17 protein-coding genes and 2 pseudogenes are annotated in these 20,610 nt (G+C 70.5%); 10 read left to right on the top strand and 9 right to left on the bottom strand.

Going from position 1 to position 20,610, the window contains the following annotated elements:
* The first annotated feature begins 47 nt into the window (after window positions 1-47).
* Entirely contained in the window at window positions 48-389 is a 342-nt protein-coding gene (locus ACZ5NJ_RS15145; protein WP_468765309.1) for a hypothetical protein, read from the top strand.
* 1,392 nt (window positions 390-1,781) lie between these two features.
* Window positions 1,782-1,914, top strand: a pseudogene (locus tag ACZ5NJ_RS15140) (transposase); the annotation flags it as partial.
* A gap of 28 nt (window positions 1,915-1,942) precedes the next feature.
* On the opposite strand, the gene ACZ5NJ_RS15135 reads toward ACZ5NJ_RS15140, so the two are convergent.
* Entirely contained in the window at window positions 1,943-2,815 is an 873-nt protein-coding gene (locus ACZ5NJ_RS15135) for an SDR family oxidoreductase (RefSeq protein WP_468765308.1), read from the bottom strand.
* 144 nt (window positions 2,816-2,959) lie between these two features.
* On the opposite strand from ACZ5NJ_RS15135, the gene ACZ5NJ_RS15130 reads away from it, so the two are divergent.
* Window positions 2,960-3,364, top strand: coding sequence for a winged helix-turn-helix transcriptional regulator (locus ACZ5NJ_RS15130; protein WP_468765307.1), 405 nt, complete (start codon window positions 2,960-2,962; stop codon window positions 3,362-3,364).
* A 300-nt stretch (window positions 3,365-3,664) separates the two neighbouring features.
* Here the strand turns inward: ACZ5NJ_RS15130 and ACZ5NJ_RS15125 are convergent, their stop codons facing one another.
* Window positions 3,665-3,838 carry a hypothetical protein gene (locus ACZ5NJ_RS15125; RefSeq protein WP_468765306.1) on the bottom strand — a complete coding sequence of 58 codons (174 nt, stop codon included), beginning with the start codon at window positions 3,836-3,838 and terminating at the stop codon, window positions 3,665-3,667.
* Window positions 3,839-4,893: 1,055 nt separating this feature from the next.
* Window positions 4,894-5,790 (bottom strand): NmrA family NAD(P)-binding protein, encoded by an 897-nt coding sequence (locus tag ACZ5NJ_RS15120; RefSeq protein ID WP_468765305.1) that lies wholly within the window; start codon window positions 5,788-5,790, stop codon window positions 4,894-4,896.
* A gap of 1,577 nt (window positions 5,791-7,367) precedes the next feature.
* Here ACZ5NJ_RS15120 and ACZ5NJ_RS15115 point away from each other — a divergent pair.
* From ACZ5NJ_RS15115 to ACZ5NJ_RS15100, 4 genes are all read left to right on the top strand, one after another.
* A complete protein-coding gene (locus ACZ5NJ_RS15115; RefSeq protein ID WP_468765304.1) occupies window positions 7,368-7,892 on the top strand; it encodes an SDR family NAD(P)-dependent oxidoreductase in 525 nt (174 codons plus the stop codon).
* 172 nt (window positions 7,893-8,064) lie between these two features.
* Window positions 8,065-8,526 carry a hypothetical protein gene (locus ACZ5NJ_RS15110; protein WP_468765303.1) on the top strand — a complete coding sequence of 154 codons (462 nt, stop codon included), beginning with the start codon at window positions 8,065-8,067 and terminating at the stop codon, window positions 8,524-8,526.
* Window positions 8,527-8,730: 204 nt separating this feature from the next.
* The gene (locus tag ACZ5NJ_RS15105) at window positions 8,731-9,477 is read left to right on the top strand and encodes a hypothetical protein (protein WP_468765302.1); all 747 of its coding nucleotides are present in this window, start codon (window positions 8,731-8,733) and stop codon (window positions 9,475-9,477) included.
* Between the two features lie 390 nt (window positions 9,478-9,867).
* The gene (locus ACZ5NJ_RS15100) at window positions 9,868-10,506 is read left to right on the top strand and encodes a maleylpyruvate isomerase N-terminal domain-containing protein (protein WP_468765301.1); all 639 of its coding nucleotides are present in this window, start codon (window positions 9,868-9,870) and stop codon (window positions 10,504-10,506) included.
* A gap of 216 nt (window positions 10,507-10,722) precedes the next feature.
* Here the strand turns inward: ACZ5NJ_RS15100 and ACZ5NJ_RS15095 are convergent, their stop codons facing one another.
* The 4 genes from ACZ5NJ_RS15095 to ACZ5NJ_RS15080 form a co-directional block, all read right to left on the bottom strand.
* Window positions 10,723-11,040 carry a hypothetical protein gene (locus ACZ5NJ_RS15095; protein ID WP_468765300.1) on the bottom strand — a complete coding sequence of 106 codons (318 nt, stop codon included), beginning with the start codon at window positions 11,038-11,040 and terminating at the stop codon, window positions 10,723-10,725.
* A 1,025-nt stretch (window positions 11,041-12,065) separates the two neighbouring features.
* Window positions 12,066-12,392 (bottom strand): hypothetical protein, encoded by a 327-nt coding sequence (locus tag ACZ5NJ_RS15090; RefSeq protein ID WP_468765299.1) that lies wholly within the window; start codon window positions 12,390-12,392, stop codon window positions 12,066-12,068.
* A complete protein-coding gene (locus tag ACZ5NJ_RS15085) occupies window positions 12,374-12,586 on the bottom strand; it encodes a hypothetical protein (RefSeq protein ID WP_468765298.1) in 213 nt (70 codons plus the stop codon). Before ACZ5NJ_RS15085 ends, ACZ5NJ_RS15090 begins: the two co-directional genes overlap by 19 nt.
* A 156-nt stretch (window positions 12,587-12,742) precedes the next feature.
* A complete protein-coding gene (locus ACZ5NJ_RS15080) occupies window positions 12,743-13,321 on the bottom strand; it encodes an SMI1/KNR4 family protein (RefSeq protein ID WP_468765297.1) in 579 nt (192 codons plus the stop codon).
* Window positions 13,322-13,541: 220 nt separating this feature from the next.
* On the opposite strand from ACZ5NJ_RS15080, the gene ACZ5NJ_RS15075 reads away from it, so the two are divergent.
* On the top strand, window positions 13,542-13,709 hold the full coding sequence (locus ACZ5NJ_RS15075) for a hypothetical protein (RefSeq protein ID WP_468765296.1): 168 nt from the start codon (window positions 13,542-13,544) through the stop codon (window positions 13,707-13,709).
* Between the two features lie 68 nt (window positions 13,710-13,777).
* Here ACZ5NJ_RS15075 and ACZ5NJ_RS15070 read toward each other — a convergent pair.
* Window positions 13,778-13,885: pseudogene (locus tag ACZ5NJ_RS15070) on the bottom strand (IS5/IS1182 family transposase); the annotation flags it as partial.
* A gap of 990 nt (window positions 13,886-14,875) precedes the next feature.
* On the opposite strand from ACZ5NJ_RS15070, the gene ACZ5NJ_RS15065 reads away from it, so the two are divergent.
* Window positions 14,876-15,718, top strand: a complete 843-nt coding sequence (locus ACZ5NJ_RS15065; protein WP_468765295.1) for an alpha/beta fold hydrolase — start codon at window positions 14,876-14,878, stop codon at window positions 15,716-15,718.
* Between the two features lie 371 nt (window positions 15,719-16,089).
* Here the strand turns inward: ACZ5NJ_RS15065 and ACZ5NJ_RS15060 are convergent, their stop codons facing one another.
* Window positions 16,090-17,499 carry a PIG-L family deacetylase gene (locus tag ACZ5NJ_RS15060; RefSeq protein WP_468765294.1) on the bottom strand — a complete coding sequence of 470 codons (1,410 nt, stop codon included), beginning with the start codon at window positions 17,497-17,499 and terminating at the stop codon, window positions 16,090-16,092.
* 347 nt (window positions 17,500-17,846) lie between these two features.
* Here ACZ5NJ_RS15060 and ACZ5NJ_RS15055 point away from each other — a divergent pair, with 347 nt between their 5' ends.
* Complete coding sequence (locus ACZ5NJ_RS15055) at window positions 17,847-20,441, top strand: YfhO family protein (protein WP_468765293.1); 2,595 nt, start codon at window positions 17,847-17,849, stop codon at window positions 20,439-20,441.
* The last annotated feature ends 169 nt before the right edge of the window (window positions 20,442-20,610 follow it).

Below are 20,610 nucleotides of genomic sequence, written 5' to 3'. Positions count from 1 at the left end.
AAGGCTTGCCGGCGCTGATGTCAGTTCGGGATGAGATCGTCTCCCACATGGCTGACACAGAGAAAACACAAACCGATGTCGAGCACGCCGTCATCGCCCGCTATCGACTGGGCGGTGCCGGCTTCGGCGAAGCCGGCCAACGGGAGACCGTCCGTCGGGCCAAGTCGCTGCTAACGGAAGCGATCGAGCAGGCTGGCGCCGGAGCGTTCGATGGACATGAATTCGGAGCCGGCGAAGTGCTCCTTTACGCCTACGGGCCGGATGCCGACGCGCTCTTCGCTGTGATGGCCCCCATCCTGCGAGGCCTACCTTTCCGCCCGGCTCACGTCACCTTGCGCCGCGGTCCGGTCGATGACCCGTCGGCTGCCGAGCACCGAGTGGACCTCTGACGGGAACCCGCGAACCGCGGAGCAGACGAGCACCCCGGGAAATACGTGACGTTGGTCCTGGAGAAATGAATGACCGTCCACAGTCCGGCGAGGACTCATTGCCGGGCTGGTCTACCGACGAGGACGCCGACACCTCGGGGCCCTGGCAGCGGGGGAGGTGGGGGCGTCGGTGCGCCGGCTGACCGCGCCCGGCGCGGGGCCGTTGGCGGAGGTGCGGGTGATCGACCGGTTCCGGTCGGGGTCGGGCGGTTTGCGGCTGACGCTGGCGTGACCGGCCCGGGTGAGGGACGCCGCCGCCGAAGGCCCGGCGGGCAGAGTGGTGCGGCACGGAGTGCCGGGACCGGCCTGGCGGAGGGCTGCGTCTGTGCCCGGCACGACTGCGGCGGCTTGATCCCGGCGTCCTGGTGCGCTGAACACGGCAACGCATCAGCCCCGGTGGGGGAGTGGCATCCCGGCGGCGGCCTGCGCTGCACGGTCCTGGCCGCGCAGCGAACAACAGCAGCTGCACGCCCTTATCCGGCCTATGTGGCCGCCCGTGTCGGGCAGACCCTGGGCATTCCGCCGACGTGGCGGCCCAGGTCACCTGGCGGGATCAGCCCTGCTGAATGGTTGCCTGGTCGATGCCCACCGTGTCGTTGGGCTGGCCATCGTCCCCGCCGCCCTCGGGTTCTGGCTCAACTTCCGTGACACGACGGCGGACGCGGCTATGGCTACGCCTCCGAGAGCGGGAGTCATTCCGACGCCTGCCTGGCGTAGCACTCCATCCGCTGCGTGCCGCCGCGCTCTCATTCGACGTCAGCAGGGGACTTGCTCCGGCGCACCAAGCTCGGTACGCCGCCCCCGTCCGGACCGCGGGCCGCCTCGGGCGGCCGCGGCGTCGGGCGTGGAATGTGCGCTCTACATATCGGAGAAGAATCCGGACAAGTCGCCGAGGACGGGGTCCACGACAGACGGCTTTGACGAAGAGGCCGGCCTGCCAGGGCCAGGAGCTGGGGTCGGCCACACGGGTCTGGGCGGCGGCTGGAGCCGCGACAGCGAGCGCCGCGGCGAGCAGCACGGCGGTGGCAGCGGCGCGCTTGAGGGTGGTGGTCATGACTGATCAAGTCCCCGGGGCTGGCCCGGACCACGTCGCCGGGTCGGTGGGTTCACCTGCGGGGGCGGCGCCAGGGCGGCCGTCCCGAGTCCCGATGGTTGATGTCCCGATGCTGGCGAGCCTGACTGCTGGGTCGTCACGGAAGCTGAGCCAGAACCGGTTCTCGTGGACAAAGCCAACGGCTCATGGGTCGGGTAGATCTCACGGACGAGCAGTGGGCAGTGCTGGAGCCGCTCCTGCCGAGGCCATGAAGGCGGGTTGGCTGCCTGTCTGGCCTCGGCGGCAGTCCCGGGCCTCGGCTCTCCAACGTCGCCTTCAGCACCCCTGAACCCCGTCCAGCACAGCCGGCGCGGCCTACGGCACATCCAGTACCGCAGCGAACTCATACACGGCTGCTTCGCCGAGACCGGCCTGGCAATCAGACCCACCTGAGCAGCCCGGCCACATCCCGCGTCCAACCTCAGTAACGCAGGGCGGCCGCGAGTGCCTCGGCCAGGGGCACGGGCGGCCGGCCGATCAGGCGGCGCAAGTCGCCAGAGTCGGTGTACATCTCGCCGCGGCTCATACCGCGGTCAGCGTCAGCGAGGACCTCCGCCAGCTCGGCGGGTAGGCCCGCGGAGGCCAGTACCTGGGCGAAGTCCGCCACCGGGAGGTCAGCGTAGGCAACCTGCTTTCCGGCCGCGGTGGAGATCGCGGCGGCGAGCTCGGCCAGGGTGAAGGATTCGTCGCCGCCGAGCTCGTACACGGCGCCGGTGTGGCCTTCAGTGGTGAGCACGACCGCTGCGGCCTCGGCGTAGTCGGCGCGGGACGCGGCGCTGATCCGCCCTTCGCCCACGGCGCCGACGACCGCGCCGTTCTGCAGTATCTGCGGCAGTTGGCTGGTGTAGTTCTCCAGGTACCAGCCGTTGCGCAGCAGCACGCTGGGGATTCCGCGGTCCCGCAGATACGCCTCGGTCTCGCTGTGCGTGGCACCGATGACGGTGGTGGCCGTGTCCGCGTGCGTCGTGCTCGTGTACGCCACTAGCGATACGCCTGCGGATGCCGCGGCGTCGATCACGCGGCGGTGGTTGGCGACCCGCTCGCCCACGGGGATCGAGGCCGAGATCAGCAGCAGCCTTTCCGCCCCCGCGAATGCCGCGGCCAAGCCGTCGGTGTCCGCGAAGTCGGCGCGGCGTACCGTGATGCCTCGGTCGGCCAAATCCTTGATCCCGGCGATGTCCCGGCCGGTCGCGATGATGTCCGCGGCCGGGATCCCGCGCCGCAGCAGTGCCTCGACGGTGAGCCTGCCCAGTTGGCCGGTGGCTCCGGTGACGACGATCGGCATGATGGTCATTCCTTCCTTCCGCGCGTGCCTCGCACGCCTGCCGCGGTCCGTCCGCCGCGGGATGGAACACAGAATGACCTGGACACTCTCTGTTGGGGAGTAGCCACTTCTCGGTAGGGTACTTACCGCTGAGAAAGTATTGAGGTGAGCCGTATGGCTGCTGTCGAGAATGTGACCGGGCCCATGCCGTCATTCGATCCGTACGACCGCGGCTGCCCGTCGCGGGACCTGCTCGACCAGATCGGCAGCAAGTGGGCGGTCCTCGTGCTGGGCGAACTCGGCCGGAACGGGACCTCCCGGTTCGGTCATCTCCGGCAGGCGCTGGCGGGCGTGAGCGAGAAGATGCTCACCCAGACGCTGCGCACCCTCGAACGCGACGGGCTGGTCAGCCGGACCGTCTACCCAGAGGTGCCGCCGCACGTGGAGTATGAGCTGACCGCGCTCGGCCAGACGCTACGGGAACCGCTGAAGGCGCTCACGGAGTGGTCCGTGCTGCACATCGAAGAAGTCATCGCCGCCCGCGAAGAGTACGACGACCGCACTGAGCGCACCAGGTAATCAGCGGCGGCCCAGCGGTCTGGTCATAGACGGCTGCCATGGCGAGGCCGCGCCATTGCCTGAGTCGGGCGATGCACCCACCTCATCGACCGGCAGGCGGACTTCCGTCCCGGGGCAGTGCTGGACCCATTGACCAGGGGACCTGTCCCTGAAGGGCCGCTCCTCGCTGGTCCTTCAGGTCCGCAGCGTGGCCTTCAGCCGGCACCTGGCCGACTGCCTGCCTGACGTACAGCAGGCCCTCAGGCTGGGCGCGGAGCTTACCCACGCCGCGATGTCCGCCTCGGCGGAAGGCGACGGCAGCTACTTCGGCATCCACACCCACGCGCCCAAGGTCGCCGACCCGCCACCGCGGTCACCGCCGTCTACTTCATGCACCGCCGCCCCCGCGGCCACGGCAGCGGCCAGCTGCGCTTCTACGACACCGTCGTGCACGACGGCCTGGCGCAACGCGCCGACCCACCAGATCGAGGTCACCGCCGCGAACTATCCCTCTTGGCCGTTCGCCGACCACCGCTTCACCCTGACCAGTTGGATCTCCGGCCCGCCCCGGCAGGACGGCGCCCTGCCCGGCTCATCGCAGACCTTGCAGTGGATGGCCCAGTCCGCCGAGGGCACCCGGCCACTGCCCGCGCGTCAAGCTCCCGCAGCACAAAGCCTCCCCCGATCCACAGCCCCTCCACGGCTTGGCAGGCCCTCACCCGCCCATCCCCATAGAAGACGACTCCGGGCCACCAACGGTGGCGCGGCGCCGCGCCACCGGCTACGCCGCGAGCGCTCCTAGGGCCTGGCCGCCGGCCGTGGCCACGATGGCGGCGGGCGGCGAGGCTTCTCCGGGCGTTTGGGGCTCAGGGCATTCGGCCGCGGTCCGCACGCCGGGCCACGCCTTCGCCAGGTGGTCGCGGAGGTTGATGACGACCTGGAGCACCTCCTGGGCATCCCGCTGGATACCGGCCCGGGCCGGGCATCCGTCGGCCTCGCCCGCGGCACCCTGGCCATGGGAGAACCGCGGGGCGTACGCGGAGTGGCTCCCGCTGCGACGAGACGGGCCAGTAGGGTTCCCCCAGCTCAAGCAGCGGTATCGGCCGGACGCGAACGGGCCGGGTGCGAGATGGTCCGCACTGGCAGGGTCCGGCGTCAGGGTTACGAGCTGCCCGGTGACGGTGTCTCGCGCGTGCAGGGTCATGCCCTCGATGATCCACTCTTCGCCTCGGCGAGGGCAGCGGATTCCGGCTGATCCGGACGATGCATCGGGCCCCGAGCATGCAGGGGTTGGGCCCGTCGTCTTGGTTCGGCTGTGAGCGGTGCTGGTCTCGGTCAGCCCAGAGCGGTTCGGTGCCGCTCCACCCCCGAGGCCGCAGTGGAGAGTCGGGGTGCTGCGAAGCCGGCTGGTGCGAGCGCCCCGCTGGGGAGAGCGTCGTCGGTCTGCGCCCGAGGCGGAGCGCAGACCGACGACGCGGCCAGTGGCTACCAGCCCTGCGTGTAGCCCTTACCGCCGCGGAGCAGCAGGCCGGCCCACCCCGGGACGCGGCTCAGGAACCGCCCCCCATCGCCCCCTTCTCCAGTACCGGGCGCAGCTCCGCGTGAGCCCAGCCGGCGAGCCGGGTCGGCGTGGTGGTGAGCAGATCGCGGGACTGCTCCGGAACCAGGCCCCGCGACCCGGCGGCCATCCCGACAATCCCTTCGGCTGCCGACGCCGGCAGCCCGGCCGCGCGCAGCGCCTCCCGCACCGCGTCGTCCCCCACGGGTTCCACCCGGACCGTGCGCCCGAGTGCCTGGGTGAGGATCCCCGCGACCTGCTCGAAGGTGAGGTCCTCCGGCCCGTGCACCGCTTGCACCACCCGCCCCCGCCAGCTGTCGGCCAGCAGCCGGGCGGCAGCGACGTCCCCGACATCGCGCGGATCCACCCACGGCATCGGACGGCCGGGATCAAAAGCCGTGGTCAGCACCCCTCGCGCCAGCCCTTCCACATCGAGCAGCAGATTGGTGAAGAAGTACCCGCACCGCAGGTGCAGCACGTCCACGCCGGTGGCATCGAGTTCCGCCTCGATGCCACCCAGGGCGTCGATGTGCCCGACCCCGTGCCGCTTCTCCGCCCCGACGCTGCTGAGCAGCACCACGCGCCCCACATCCCCCGCCCGGGCGGCCGACACCAGGGGCGCCGCCGTCGCCAGCGACACATCCACCGGGTCCGCCGTCGTGTGGGGAGTCGGATCCACCCAGAAGACCGTCCGTGCCCCGGCCACCGCCTCCCGCACGAACCCGGCATCGGTCAAATCCCCCTGGCGCACCTCGACCCGTTCCCGCGTCCCCTCGTCCAGACGGGCCGGATCACGCACTAGCACTCGGGGCCGGACACCGGCCTGGAGCAACAACCGCACCACCCTCGATCCCACGTGCCCGGTCGGTGTGGTGACCACGATCGTCATCGAGTCCGTCCCTTCCCCCGCCGCCACAGCCACACCCCCACCCTCCCGCATGCCCCGGCTGCCCCACCGCACCCTTGACCTCGTCAGCAAGGGTGACGGCTGCTTTCCACCGGTGCGCAGACGGACACGCCGAGGTGTCAGCGAGGGGACCAGGGTGGCGAAGTCGGGGTTGCCCTGGGCCCCGAACCGCGCGTGTGCGTGGTCGGCGCCGGCACCGTCACGCCTCTGTGAACGGGCGAGCGCGGCCGAGGCCCGGCTCGTGCTGGCGCCAGCGGTCCGGCGGCCACCGAAGACTGGCGCTGGACACTGGAACCCGGCGAGGAGTACCCCAGCTACCCCCACCGGCCGGGCGTGACCGAGCCGTCGGCGTCACCAGGGGCGAGATGGTGCTCGTCGTCGACGGCGCCGATGCCACCCCCACCTACCGCGTTCAGGCGCCGGTACCTGACACTTCATCATGTGCGTTCACCTGCGCCCGGCACACGCGTAGCCTCCCGAGGGCCCACGCGCCCGGATACCCCCTGTCGCCAGACGAGGGTCCGTCTGGCGAAGCACCCCAGCCCAGCTGGCTGATGCGCGCCGTTGCGGCAAGACGCCGGGTGTCGTGGAAGACGGGAGGCGTGCCGCCGCCACCTCCAGCGGCGGCTGCCCCCCCCCGAAAGGGCTGCGGCCTCCCGAACTTCCACGCCACCGATCGCTCCGCCCGCGGGGAGGGGGACTACTGGTCCGTCGGTTTGCCTGCCAGGGCCTTGGCGACCGTTTGCGCTGACAGTTCTGTGACGCGCATCAAGTCGGACTTCGTTACGCCGCGCCTGTGGGCGGCCCGCATGACGGCGTTGCGCAGCGCGACATCCGGCCGGAAACGATGGCGGGCGAATTTGCCTTGCACGACCGCTACGAACCGGAGTAGTAAGCGTCCTTGCCAAGTGATCAAGGTGTTGCGCGGTGAGGGCAGCGAGGATGTTGCCAAGACGTGCCTTTCTCTTGACCGATCTCCCCTCGACGGTGACGGCAATCGGAGCCACCCGGCAGAGCGAGACCAGGCCAGGTTGCGACGGAACGCGGGCACGCGTACGGGAAAGGGCGGGCCTCACGGGGCTCGGGGGTCCTTCAGCACCTCACGCGGCGCGTCCGGTTTCGAGCGGTGACGCGCTCGATTGAGGTCCTCACCGCTCCATGCATGCCGCAGGCAAGGCTGCCATGGCCCCCAGGGTCGTATCACCCGGGCCATGGCCTGGCCCGAAGCGGCCACCCTCACGCGTCCCGGTGCAGGGCGCTGCTGGGTGCTGCCTGACCGGTGGCGCGGTACAGCTGGGGGAGTTGGTGTCCTGGCTCAGATCGCAGCCCTGCTCGCACCTCGGCCCGTGCAGACGTGCATCCAGCTGTGCGCCCGACCGCCCGACACCCGCCGCATCCTTTGATACAGCCGCGCGGCTGACAGGTCGCCGACCTGGCCCTGCCCATCAGCCAGAAGTAGCCCGCACCCTGACGCCCGGCCCCGCGCCACCGGTCCCACCACCGCGCTGGTCCGGGCACGCCGGGCATCCACGCACGCCGACCCGCTGGAGGTCGCGCGGGTGCTGGAGAGCCTTCCGGCCGGTGTCGACGTGCTGGTGAACAACGCGAGCGGCCGCGGCGGACCTGCGGCAGAGGGGGGACTTGAAGGCGTCGCCCGACAATGGCGTCAGGTCTTCGACGGCAACGTATCGCCCGCTGTCCTCCTCACGGAGGTGTTGCTTCCGCGCCTGTCCCGGGCCAGCAGTCGTGTGATCACCATCGGCTCTGTCGCCGCACTTCGGGGTAACGGGGCCTGCGGCGCCGCCAAGGCGGCCCTGATGGCGTGGAACCGCACGCTCGCACAGCAGCGGGGACCCCATGGTGCGACCGCCAACGTGGTGTTGCCCGGGTTCCTCGCGGTCACCGAGTTTCGGCGAGCCGACCGACGCCCAGGGGCTGGACAGGCGCCGGGTTGGCCGGGTGGGGGAGCCCCAGGACATCGCAGACGATCCTGCGCCGGCTGCGCGCCGATGGGCACGGCATCTTCCTTCCCGCCGCCCAGATGCCCCACGGCTGGATCGAGGCGTTCGACGCCATCCTCGTGACCCCCCGCCCACCTGCGGGACGCCATCCGGGCACACCAGACCATCCCGCCCCTACCTGGGCCACTGACCCTGTTCCAGGCCCCACCCCTTGGGCGGTTGCCACCCGAGCAGCGGCATGATCTACGGTCGTTACCGCACCAACACTGATCTTCAGCAACGGGGAAGCACGCACATGCGCAAGACAGCAGCACTCATCACCAGTCTGCTCGCGGCGTCGGTCCTGGTGACCGGGTGCGGCAGCGAGAAGAAGGACGACAGACCGGCCAAGGCGAGCCAGGCCGCACCGGCCGCCTCCGCGAGCAGCGAGGCAAGCGGCTCGTCCTCGGGGAAGAAGGGCGTTCCGCACCAAGTGGTCTTCGAGGTGGGCGGTACGGGCGCGTCCCAGGTCATGTGGAACGGAAACAGCAACCACTTCGACCAGGTGACACTGCCCTGGACCAAGACCGAGGCCATGCAGTTGGAGGGCGCCGAGCTGAAGGTCGGCGTCACGGTCTCGGTGGTGCCCGGCTCGGTCACGGGCCCGGACGGGATGCTCAAGCCAGCCCCGTGCACGATCAAGGTCGACGGCAAGCAGGTCGCTGACAACCAGGAGGGCAAGTCGCCCAAGCCCTGCGAGTACAAGCTCAAGGACTGACAACCGGTTCCTCCCATTGACTCTTTTGCGACGAGGCATCGGCTCAGGTGGCCCGCTGCCGGACGTGGTTCGCGACGTAGACCGCCAGCCCCCGGCCACTCGGCTGAGGGGGCCGGCCGGGGTGAGGCCGCCACCCGGCTCGGCGGCTACGTCGTGCCGCCGCAGAGGGAGCCGAGGTATCCGGCGACCGAGGAAGGGAAGCTGATGGTGTTCGGGCGCGACATGCGGGACGAACCCTTCGAGACGGTGCACTGGGACGAGATCACCCAGTTCACGGTGGGCAGGACGATGCGGAACACATTCCGCAGGTCGAAGCGGGGTGAAGGCGCGCATGCGGTCCGGTCCCTGAGGATGCGCGGGGGCGAGGAGTACATGGTCCCCGGCGTCTACATCGTCCCTCTGGAGCCGGCCGCGAGCCTTGCGAAGGGCGGATTCCGGCTCTTCGAGGACGAGGCCGGGCGGCAACTGCTGTGCACGGTGCTGCCGGACGGCTCCGACCGCTACCAGGTGAAGGATCACGCGGGCCGGGAGATCGGGTTCATCCGTCGTACCCCGGTCACGAAGCGGCTCACCCAGCAGGGCCTGTGGATCGAGCAGCCCGGGTATCCGGCGGTCGTGGCCCCCCGCGCGTGGGCGATGGGCGGCCCAGGAGCGTCCCTGGGGCGCGGGGTGGGCCACGTCCTTGACGGGATCGTTGATTCCCTGTTGTCCTTCGGGTCGGACGAAGCGACGGGGTCCGGGGGCCTCAAGCCGGTGGTTTGGTCGGCGGTTGTGGAGGACGTGAGGGAGGAGGCGGGTGGGGAGTACGGGGAAGCGGTGCTCACCTTCCCCCGCCGTACCGACGGCACCCGCTGGTACTTCGTCAAGCGGGACGGCTGGCTGGACAAGCGCCTCGCCTTCGCACTGGCAGTTCTACGCGACAGCGACACCATCGGCGCCGACCGCCACTGAACTGCGCCCGCCCGTGTTCGTGGCTACTCGTCGCCATCGCGGAGTGACGAGTACCTTTCCGGCCCTCGCCGGTGCATCCCTCTGGGACGAGCCCCGCCGCGGTGCGACACGCGCGAGCAGCGGTTCGGGCACCGCCTATCGGCGGCGGCGAGGTCGCAGTGCGGCGGAGCTGGGCCGGCGCGACGACGGGAGGTTCGCGTACCGGAGGGGGACCGCCAGGTCCGGGAGCAGGGGGGTGGTTGCGGCCCAGCCGGAGACCGTCGCCGTCGTTCCCGGTGCCGGGCTCGTGGACGCCAGCTGGATAGGCCGGGTCACCCCCGGGAATGCGTCGCCCTTTCCGCGAGGTTGACCGGGCAGGCACCCACCGACGGCGACAGGGGGAACAGCAAAGTGACGCAGGCGAGGAAGCTTTACCTGAGCGTGGCGGAAAGAGCGGCGAGGCTGTTGGCCGCTCCGGAAGTGGCAGACGGCTGGTACCAGCCCTCCGCGTTGGCGAAGCTCAGCGTCCAGGGTCTGGCAGGTCACCTGGCCGGGCAGGTCTTCTTCATCCCCACGGTGCTCGCAGAGCCAGTACCTACCGAGCCCGCCATCTCGATCCACGAGTATTACGCGCGAGTCAGCTGGATCGGTTCAGACCTTGACACCCCGTTTAACCAGGCCATCCGAACCGGCGGCGAGGAAGAGGCAGCCGAGGGTCCGGCCGCCCTGGCCGCACGAGTCACCGCATGTGTCGAGGAGCTGTGCGGCACCCTGCCCACCAGTCCGGATCGCCTGGTTCGCCGTCCCACCTGGGGGCCGTGGTCGATCAGTCTCGACGACTTCATCACCAGCCGGCTCCTGGAACTCGTCATCCACTCCGACGACCTTGCACACAGCGTCGGGTTGCCGACCCCGGAGTTCCCGGCTCCTGCCGTCGAAACCGTCGTGGACTTGCTGTCCCGAATCGCCTTGCGGCGGCACGGCGCGACCAATGTCCTGCGCGCACTGAGCCGCAGCGAACGCGCACCTGCTTCCATCTCGGCGCTCTAGCCAGCGCAGGCGCTGAACCCGCCCAAAGCTCACGTACCGCCCTCTCGGTTCGGGTCTGTCAGCAAGGTCCGGAGCCGGGGGCCAGGGCCGAAGTTCAACGGACGCGATGGGCCGGCGAACACCCCACGAGTTGACGGCTTAACTGCATGAGGTGTCTTTCCCACGCGATAGCCGAGGGGGAGAGGTGTCGTCTATCAGGGCGGGGGCCGGGCGCGCTCAGGCCGGTTGCACCTGGAGTCCGGCGAGGGGAGAGCGCCGGTCCTTGCCGACCGTGCGTAGCTGCGCCCAGTCGACCTCGGGGTGTGCTCCGGGCAGGTCGTCGACGTGCCCGGCGGAGAAGCGCGGGACGGTGACGGCGGCCAGGTAGAGCGACAGCGGGGTCAGGGCCCGCGACCGGTCGGCTGGGCGGGTTGAGGCTCGTGGGAGTTCTCGTCGATCCGTGGTGGTCGGTCCGGTTGCCGGCCCGCCGGGGTCGGTGGGCCATGGTGCGGCCCCCGACGCGGGGGAGTGGGTCGGGGGTCTGGCTTCGTTCACGTCAATCGGCTCTGGCTCAACTTCTGTGGAGCGACGGTCGTACCGGCTCGGCTCCATGGCGCGCCGGAGGCCTGACCTGCGCGATCGGGCATCGGCGCGGGACTGCACGGCCAGGCATCCACGGCTGACCACAGAAGTTGAGCCAGAGCCCGTCAATCGACGTCGTTTGTTCGTGGGTTCCAGCGGCGTTCAGTGATCACCGGCACTCTGGATGTCCACGGGAAATAACGGCAGCACCTTGGTTGTCCCGCCCGTCGACCGGCTTCGGAGACCGGTCATGATCGTTCGGCGGCAAAAGAGCCGGTGCTGTCTGCGACAGAGGTGACACCCATGTCCAGATGTCCATCGGCACCGCCCGCACCGGTGATACCTGTATCAGCGAGCCCAGCTTCTACCAGGAGAACTGGGAGATGCCCTGACCTCCGAGGTCCAGAGGCTGAGCCCAGATTCCGAGGGGGAACGTGGAGGCTGGGGGACGGCCCGACTCTGCGCCAGCCAGCCCGATTTCACGACGCGGCCCAGTCGATGCCGAGGGCGGCGAGCGCGGCGAGCTGTCCGGCGTCGAGGCGGTCGCGGCGTTGTTTCCGGTTGACGATCCACACCCCAGTCCGGTGCGCTTCGGACGGTAGATCTTCGACGTGTCCGCGGCCGGGCATCCCGCCAAGGGTGCCGTGGAGCTCGAAGTAGGCGCGGCGCTGGTCTGGCAGCCACCTCCCGAGTGGGTAGGCCCCTCGGTGTGGTCGTAGGGGACCTCCAGGTGGCCCTCGCGTTCCTGGTACCGGTAGGCGGCCTCGTAACGGCCTCGGGGAGCAATCAGGACGTGGTGAGCGGTAAGGAACGATCTCGCTCGCTAGCACAGTGATCGCCCGGCCCGTTCGACTTCAGCCGAAGATCGTATGAGGTGATCGGCTGGCAGATGCCGTCCGCCGCGTGCGGAGGCAGTTTCTGACGGTTGAGCAGGCCGTCATCTGTACCTGGCCTTGAGAAGAGCCAAGCTGAGCAGGTCATCTACTTCGCTGACAGTGTCAGCGAAGCGACTCCCCCGCGGTTCCGGACCGGGTTGCGGTGACATCCCCTGTCCACCAGTCCGGCTTGTCGGTGGGCGTCCAGGCCATGGTGACCGACCGTTGGAAGGTGTCCTCGATCCAGCGGTGCATGGCCTCCTGAGCGGACTCGGGTGAACCGTCGGGCGATTCGTTGGGAAGCGCGCCGTCCAGGACACCGCCGGGATCGGCGAGGTAGACGGCGAAGCGCCACTTGAGTGGGGTCCTGAACAGCACGGCCGTGGCGGGCCGGCCAAGTCGGCTGCGCCAGTCCTGCCTGCGCCTGGGCATCAGGTACTTGCCTTCCACTCGTCGAGCTTGATCTTCACCTGGGAGTTGTGGCCGACATGCCAGATGACTTCGCCGCTGACGCGGGTTCCGATCAGCGGGAGCACTGCGTCCCGGGGCATCGCCGTGATCTCGGCCAGGCCGATCGCGTCTGGGGCGTTGTCGATGGTCATGAAGACGCCGAAGGGCTGGCGGCCGACAACCTCGCCGGTCACCGAGGTTCCGACGGGCAAGGTCAGGCAGGTCGCGGACCAGGCTGCCCGGGACCGAGCTCCGGCCTCGACGCCGTTGTCCGGCCACGAGAATATGACCTTCGGCGGCAACATCATCCAGACCGGGACCGAGTCCTACCGCCTCGCCCACACCAAGGCTCAGGCGGACCGAGCCGCGAGCTGAGCAACAGGATCAGCCGGCCCTGGCCAACACGCTGGCGGCTCCTCGTCCGGACTGTCGGGATCGAAGGACGCGGCAGAGGTGAGGCCCTCCGCGAATGCTCTGAAGTCTGCAGCCAGGGTGAGTTCCGAGTTCCAGTCTGCGTCGAACCACGCTACCGACGGCTCACCTTGCCGGCCGTAGACCCGGTAGTCGAGGGCGATCCAGCAGTGCCCATCACCCGAGAGCAAGACGAGCGGGGACGGCAGTCCCCACTCCTCCACCAAGTAGGGCGAGTCCAGCAACGACAACTGATCATCGTGACGGCCGATCCCCATCACCATGTCGAGCGGGACGTGGTCCTCGCTCCATGAAGTCGGAACATTGGTCGGAAACGCGTCCCATCGATCTGCCACCAGGCCGCCGTTCTGGCCCTGCAGAAGCTCCAGGAACGACGACGGCAGGCGAACCCCGAGCTGAGCCTCGGCGTCCTGGACCACCGCGTCAGTCAACGGTGGCTGAACCCCATAGAGCCCGTCACCCCAGAACGTCGTCCTGACCTCGTCAAATCGCGCCACACACGCATCCTACGGCCCAGCCGGACCGCCCTCGGGAGTCGATCGAACGTCTGGGCGACTTCGAAACTCGTCGATATTGCAGGCTCCCAGGCCCCCCGAGTGACACCCCAACTCATCGACAGACGCCTCCCACAACCATTGGCATAGCCACCTCGCCGGGGCCGGGCCCGGTCACCCCTTCGAGGGGGTGCGGTTCACCTCGACGTGGGGGAGTCGCGACGTGCTGGACGTGGTGCTGGTCCGCCCGGACCTGGTGGCGGAAGTCAGCGCCGACCGGGCGGTGCCCCGCGGGGGGTTCCGTCACCCGCTGAGGTTCCAGCGATTCCGCGACATGAGCGTGGGCGACGTGCCTCCGTTCGGGGTGGGGTCGACGGCGGAGGCCGGCTGACTGTGACAAGAACCCGCCTAAAGGGTGTTGCAGAAGGTCTGGTTCGGGCAGGCACGGTGGTGTTGGGTGGTGCGGTAGTACACGGCCCCCAGCAGCACCCGCTCCGCCAGCGGCAGACACCACGGCCGACCACCAACGGGACCGTTCCCGCCCCGTTCATGGACTACCTTGAACACCGAGCAGCTAAACCTGGTCGCCGGGCACGAGGGGGCCCGGACGCCCTGTGGGCGCCCGGCCGAGGAGGCGGTGGGGCGTCCGGCGGTGGCTGGCGCGCTCGCGACCGTCGAGGCCCTGGGGAAGCAGGTCGGCCCCAGGTATGCAGAAGATCATTTATCTGAAGGGGGCGGCCGCCCTCGCGGCAGCCTTCGTTATGTCGACGCTTCAGCGCCTGCGGCTTCGAGACCGCCGTGTCGGTCACGGTCCCGGACGCGAAGGGCTCCTCGCTCGTCGACTTCCCCGATCTGAAGAAGATGCTCACGGCTATGGTCGCCGGGGAGACCAAGAGAGTCGCGGGCTGGACCCGCGTCTCGCATACCGGAGGCCGGCCGCGCGCCAGGGCGCCGACCTCGGTGTCGGACAGCGGGCCGTACCACGGGGAACGGCCCTCCGCGCACCGCCGTGGCGTCCATTTCGGCCTGCCAGGGCATCATCGGGCCTTGGCTGGCCTCCGCGCTCACGGACCACGTACCACCCTGACGTGCTGCGGATCGGCGACCGGCAGGATGTGGTGCGACCGGGCACCGCGGCAGCTCGGTGGTCTACACCGATGCCTGCCTCACCATCGGTGAGCCGGCGATGCCATCGCTGGTCCGGGACTCCTTACGCGATCGGCACCGCTGTACGGGACCCGGCCCGCTGCCCGCACTGGACACGTTGACGGCCGCCACCGGCTACGCCGAGATCGCCACCGGCGAGGACGGAGTCCGGCAGCTGTACGGCGACCCCAGGGTCAGATGGAGGGGCCAGCGGTGCGGCGTGATACTGGGCTCATGGGACGCGGGGGCCTGGTGCGAGTGCCGCGCGGAACGGCGGCGGTGGCGGTCGGCTGGCTGCTGCTGCTCGGTCCTTCGGGTGTCGGTGCCTTCGCGGCCTTGCCCCCCACACCCTCGCCCGCCGGAGCCAGTCGTGTGGACGGCGGCCGGCAGGTGACCTTGCCCGATGGGCGCATGATCTACCTGGACTGCCGGGGGCACGGCACCCCCACCGTGGTCCTTGAGTCCGGTATCCACGACTCATCCGACGTCTGGAGCCTGACCGACACCCGGCCACCCGTGCCCGCCTCCCCGGCCACCCTGCCGGGCATCGCGCGCGGTGCGCGCGTGTGCACGTACGACCGCCCCGGCACGATCCGCTACACGGCACCGCCCACGCTGACCGACCGGAGCAGCCCCGTGGCCATGCCGCGCAGCCTGCCGGCGCTGGTGACCGAGCTGGACCAGACCCTGACCGCGGCCGGGGAGAAGGGCCCGTATCTGCTCGTCGGCCATTCCTTCGGCGGGATGATCATCCGGCTCTACGCCCAGACGCACCCCGAACGGACGGCTGGTCTGGTGTTCGTCGACGCCTTCGGTCCCGAGATCCGGGACGGGCTGGGAGCCGACTGGCCGGCCTACGCCCGCCTGGTCAACCGGCCAGGGGTGCCCGTCGAGCGGGATCCAGGCTTCGAGACGATCGACCTCGACGGCGCGATGACGGCGGTGGCGAAGGGGCCGCGCCTGCCCCCGATACCCATGGCGGTCATCAGCAAGACCGCGCCCTTCGAGGTGGCGCCGGGCACCCCGCACACGCTGATGAAGGCGGTCGAGGCGGCCTGGCCGCGCCTGCAGGACAGCCTGGTGGCGCTGGGTCCGAACACGCCGCACATCCTGGCCACGGGCAGCGACCACTACGTGCAGCTCCACGACCCCGATCTGGTGACCGCGACGGTGGACCTGGTCCTGGACCGGGTCCGCCACGGACCGACGGCCGGGTCGCAGACGACGCCTGCGCAGGGGCCGCCTGCCCGGTGACTGGCCGGTCCGGGCGGCCCGATGTTCGCTCCGACGCTGCAGCGCGACCGGTTCGGGTGCCGGTGCCGGACGGCCGGGGCAGTTCGGTCCACGCCGACCGAGGCTTGCGTACGGCGGGCGTTGGCGGTGTGGTCCTGGATGGCCACCGTGCCCTTGCCCGAGCGGCACGGGAAGCCCGTGGGGGCGGCGCCCCTGTTCCCGGCGTATCCACGAGGCCGAGCACGGAGTTCAACCAGACGCGTTCACGGCGGTGACTGCGTTCCGCACGAAGCCGTACGCCTCCCTGCTTGCCCGAGGAGATGTCCTCTTCCGGCGGTGACGGGGAGGGGGAGTCTTCGTCGAGCTTGTGTACCGCTTCGAAGACGCGGTCTTCAGCCCGGGGGCGGCACTGAGGAACGCCAGTACAGCCCGGGCAGAGGTGGTCCAGCACAGTCCGCGAGCTCAAGGCGCGGACTTTGGTCCGTGTCGCCGTTCCGGCGCGGCAGGTGACGATCGTTCTGGTAGAGACACCTGTTCCTCGCGCCGGACAGCCGCCAGGCCGTGCGCTGCCAGTGAGGGGCGCTCCAGGGCAGTGGCCGCCATGACTGGTTCGGGTCGGATGCCCGGCAGGGGAAAAGGCGTGCGCCGGCCTCCGCCGCCGTCAGGCAGTATGTCGGGTTCTGCCGTGGGCGGATGGTGTGGTCGGCGGCGGTCTTCCATTCCTGCCGCGTGGACCCGTCGCACACGTGGAGCCGGACCGGTCCGGAGTGCCATGATCCGGCCGGCGCCGTGAGGCACTGCTCGGCCGTGTCACCCGAATGCCGCGTGAGCCGGCCCACGTCCGCGAGGATCTCGCCCGGCCGGGGATCACGGTGGGTGCGCTGGTAGCGGCGCTCCACCCAACTCCGGTAGGTCGGGCCGAGTACGGCCTTCGCCTCCCTAGGGGTGGCACAGACGTGCTCGCGGGGGCACTGGCTGGTCGCGAGGTACCAACGGGCGATGCGTTCCTTCCACGATGTCTCGGCCGGTGTCAGGTTTCTGCTGAGCGGGGCCACGGTGTAGCCGCGGTAGTAGTACGGATGTGTGCCGGTGCGGTAGGCGGCCTCGCGGGCATAGCGGGCGGTGATCCCGTGGTCGCTGTGGTCCACGTGGCCGTCGGTACCCGTCGCGAAGGAGGCGACGTCGGGATCCAGGGTCAGGACGGTGTCGGCCCGCGCCCGCCGGATCAGGGTGGCCAGGACCGACACCAGCTGTTCCTCCGTATAGCTCATGGCGCCCTGCATCGGTGTGATGGCCCTGCGGTCCGCGGTGAAGAGCCTCAGGAGGCTTTGCGGTCTTCCGCCCTTGGGCTTGCCGTCGTACAGGCCCAGGAACGTCAGCCGGACGTCTTTGCCCCGCCCCCCGCCGTTCAGCCGGAAAGAACGGATGCTGCGACCGTCCGCGCGCACTGTGTCCGCCGTCCAGTCGTCCCGCACGCCGGCCATCTCCGCGTAGGCCTTACGGACGCCGTTCTCCCTGTTCAGGACGTAGTTCTTCGCCTCCTGCGGGACTTCTTCGCCGCCGTCACCGGCGGTGAGGTAGACGGTGGAGACGAAACAGTTGCGGGCGACGGCGGCCATGATGTCCGGGTTGACGAACACCAGGTCGTCGTCGGGGTGGGCCACCACCACGAGGGTCCGCCGGCATGCCGACGGGGCGGCCGCCGGGACGCGTCCGGCGTTCGGGTGCGGTGCCATCGAGGCCGCCATGCACAGGGCCAACGCGGAGGCGGCGGCCGCAGCGGTGCGCATGAATCTGGCCACGCCTCTTCCTCTCCTCCCTCTGCTCCCGCGCGCGAAGTGCGCGATCACCCTCCGCACCAGTACTACGCGGCGTGCGCCGACGGTGCACCCGCGGCGCTGGGCTCGGCTCCCTGCTGTGGGCGCGGGAGCCCGGTCGCCGTGTTCGCGGGGCCTGGCTAGCCTGAGGACCGTGATGCGGGGCCCGACGCCGCCGTACCCCCATGTGTCCGGTTCAGCGCCTTGGAGAGGAAGCCCCCCTGTGGCCACCAGAGCGTTCCGTCACTCACGCCGGGCGCCGTCCGTACCCACCGCCGCCTCCGGTCAGGGCGTGGCGGCTCTCCCGGCGCGGGCCCTCGTCTAGGCCTGCGATGACCGCGAAAGACAGGCCTCTGGTCCCGCTGTCGGACCGGCACGTGCGCGGCATCGGCCATCCGGGGCCACCCGGACCGCCCGCCGACACCGGTCCGGGCAGGGCCATGGCCGCGGGACTGGCTGCGGCCCTGGCCATGGGCGCCTACTGCCTGGCCATGGCCGTGCACGGCGTGTACCCCTTCGGTTCGCGCTCGCGCGCGGTCAACGACCTCGGCAACCAGTTCGTGCCGTTCCACGCGCATCTGTGGGACCTCATGCACAGCAACACCCCCGGCGACCTCGTATTCAACTGGGGGAGCGGCTACGGAGTGCCCTTCCTGGCCGACTTCACCGCCTACCTCATGAACCCCCTCTCCTGGCTCGTGGGGCCGTTCCCCCGCGACATGGTCGAGCTCCCGGTCTTCCTGGTGACCCTCCTCAGCATCGGACTCGGCACTGGCCTGATGACGCTCTTGCTGCTGCGGATCCGGACCGGGCCGCCCTGGCAGGCCGGACTTCTCGCGGTCGGCTACGGCGTCAGCTCCTGGACCGTCGCGGTCGCCGCCGCGGACCCGATGTGGATGTGGGGCCTGGTGTCCCTTCCGCTGACGGGCATCGCCATGGACTGGTGCCTGCGCCGCCGCCGCTGGGCGTCGGCGGTCCTGCTGGTCAGCCTCTCCTGGGCGGGCAACTTCTATACCGCCGCGATGGTCACGCTGGCCATGGGCCTCGTCCTGGCCGTACGCCTCGCGACGGACGGCCGGCCCGCCGGGGAACGGATCCGCTGCGTCGGACGTGCGCTGTCCGCGACGGCTGTGGGGGTGGCGCTCGTGGCCCCGGTGCTCACGGTGCCGTTCCTGGCCAGCCGTGCCGCCCAGCCCGCACCGCCCGCCACATACGTGCCGCCGGGGGTTCGGGCCTACCTCGCACACCTGCTGCCCGCCGGATACACCGGCAGCGCCCCCTTCGCCGCCGTCGGCGTCCTGGCCCTTCCGCTGGCGCTGTGCTACCCCTTCATGGGGCAGGTCCCGCGCCGCGAGCGGGCCTTGTGGAGCGCTCTGGCCGTTGCCGTCGCCTTGTCCCTGGTGTGGGAGCCGACGATCTTGCTGTGGCACGGCTTCGCCCTGCCCAACGGGGGCCCCTACCGGGCTTCCATCGCCCTGACCGCGATCCTCGTCATCATCGCCTGGCTCGCCCTGTCCCGCGGCCCGCGCGCCCCGCAACTGACGGCAGGCGCCGCTCTGACGGCCCTGCTCCTCGTGGCCGCGGGCACCGGGAGTGCCCTCTCACGCGGCACCTGGGTGCTGACTCTGGCCGGCTGCGGCACCGCACTCGGCCTGCTGTGGTACCCGGCCCACCGCGCTCCGCACGTACGCCGGACGGCAGCGGCAGGCCTCGCTGTCACCGCCGCGCTGGGCGCCGCCGGAGCGACCCTGAGCCTGGAGAGGATCCGTGACGACAGCGACTGGTGGCAGCCCAAGCCCACCTTCGGTCCCCACGCGGCGGCCGCGTCCGCCGCCGTCCGCGCCCGGACCGCTTGGCCGCTCACCCGCAGTGATCCCGGCCCGCACGCGTTCGCGGACAACGACCCGCTGCTGCTGGGAGGCCAGGGCGGCGCCTACTACAGCAGCTTCGTCCCGGCGAAGTCCGCGCGGACCCTGGCCGCCCTCGGCGCCGGCTGGTACATCGGCGGCCGCCACCTGCTCTCCTTCGACGCCGACGACCAGGTGGGCCACGCCCTGATGGGGGTGGCCGCCCGCCTGAACCCGAGCCACGCGAATCCGCTCGGCTTCGCGCAGCACCTGGCCCCTGCACTGCCCGTGGTCACAGTGCGGGCTGCCGGCACCCGGCTCGACGGCGAGAGCCCTCAGGACCCGTCCGTCTTCCACCTGCGCAACCGTCTCATGGGCACCCGCCTCTACCTCGTCCGCGACCTCGATCCCGCCAGGCCGCCCCGGCCGCGACCCCCTACGGCCACCGTCCTGATCGGTCGCTGCCCGGCGGGCAGCGACGCGTACCTCCACGCCCCCTGGTACTCGGGCACCGTCCGCGCGCTCGGCGCCACCACGACGCTGCGGGGACAGGAGCCGATGACCCGCAACGGCCTCGTCAGGCTCGGCCGCGTCACGACCGCAGACCCCTTCCCCATCGAGCTCCGCCCCACCCGGGCACAGCCGATGCCCAGCCCGAGCCTGGGCTGCCTCGACCCCGCCCGTCTTGAGCGCACCGTCCGCGAGCTCGCCGCCGACGGTCCCACCGTCCTGGATGCCTCGGGCCACACCATCCGGGCTTCCTTCGCCGGGCCCCGCCACAATGTCGCCGTCATCGCACTGCCGGCCGTGGACGGCTGGCAGTGCGCGGTCGACGGCGCCACGCCGCGCTCGCCCGCCAGTCTCGGCGGGCTGATCGCCGTCCGGATGAACGGAGGTCAGAGCCTCGCCTGTACCTACCGCACGGCAGGCGTCGGCTCCGGCCTGGCCTTGAGCGCCGCCGCCCTCGTACTCCTCACGGTCTGCACCGCTGGTGCGTCGCACCGCTGCCGGTCGAAGCCGTCACATCCGACCAGCACAACGAGCAACCAGGCAAACCTTCCTGGCCACAGCATGAGATGAAGTTCCCGCAGCGGTGGTTACTGATCGTTTTAGGATGAAGGGCCAGCAGCCGTTGTGCGGCAGCAGCAGTCGTGGCTCAGCGTGTTCGTGCACGGGAGCCCAGACGTCGCCGGCGCACGCCCAGGTCCACAACCGCTCCCGCAGCGACGGACTCGCGTAGCGGAGGCCG

It is taken from the genome of Streptomyces sp. NPDC032091 (assembly GCF_055580265.1).
This window is presented reverse-complemented; position numbering and strand designations above follow the sequence as displayed.

What these genes read in the sequence shown, in the direction of transcription:
- ACZ5NJ_RS15145 (WP_468765309.1), top strand. Translation starts at nt 48, where the DNA reads ATGGCTGACACAGAGAAAACACAAACCGATGTCGAGCACGCCGTCATC.
- ACZ5NJ_RS15135 (WP_468765308.1), bottom strand. Translation starts at nt 2,815, where the DNA reads ATGACCATCATGCCGATCGTCGTCACCGGAGCCACCGGCCAACTGGGC.
- ACZ5NJ_RS15130 (WP_468765307.1), top strand. Translation starts at nt 2,960, where the DNA reads ATGGCTGCTGTCGAGAATGTGACCGGGCCCATGCCGTCATTCGATCCG.
- ACZ5NJ_RS15120 (WP_468765305.1), bottom strand. Translation starts at nt 5,790, where the DNA reads ATGACGATCGTGGTCACCACACCGACCGGGCACGTGGGATCGAGGGTG.
- ACZ5NJ_RS15110 (WP_468765303.1), top strand. Translation starts at nt 8,065, where the DNA reads ATGCGCAAGACAGCAGCACTCATCACCAGTCTGCTCGCGGCGTCGGTC.
- ACZ5NJ_RS15105 (WP_468765302.1), top strand. Translation starts at nt 8,731, where the DNA reads ATGGTGTTCGGGCGCGACATGCGGGACGAACCCTTCGAGACGGTGCAC.
- ACZ5NJ_RS15065 (WP_468765295.1), top strand. Translation starts at nt 14,876, where the DNA reads ATGATCTACCTGGACTGCCGGGGGCACGGCACCCCCACCGTGGTCCTT.
- ACZ5NJ_RS15055 (WP_468765293.1), top strand. Translation starts at nt 17,847, where the DNA reads ATGACCGCGAAAGACAGGCCTCTGGTCCCGCTGTCGGACCGGCACGTG.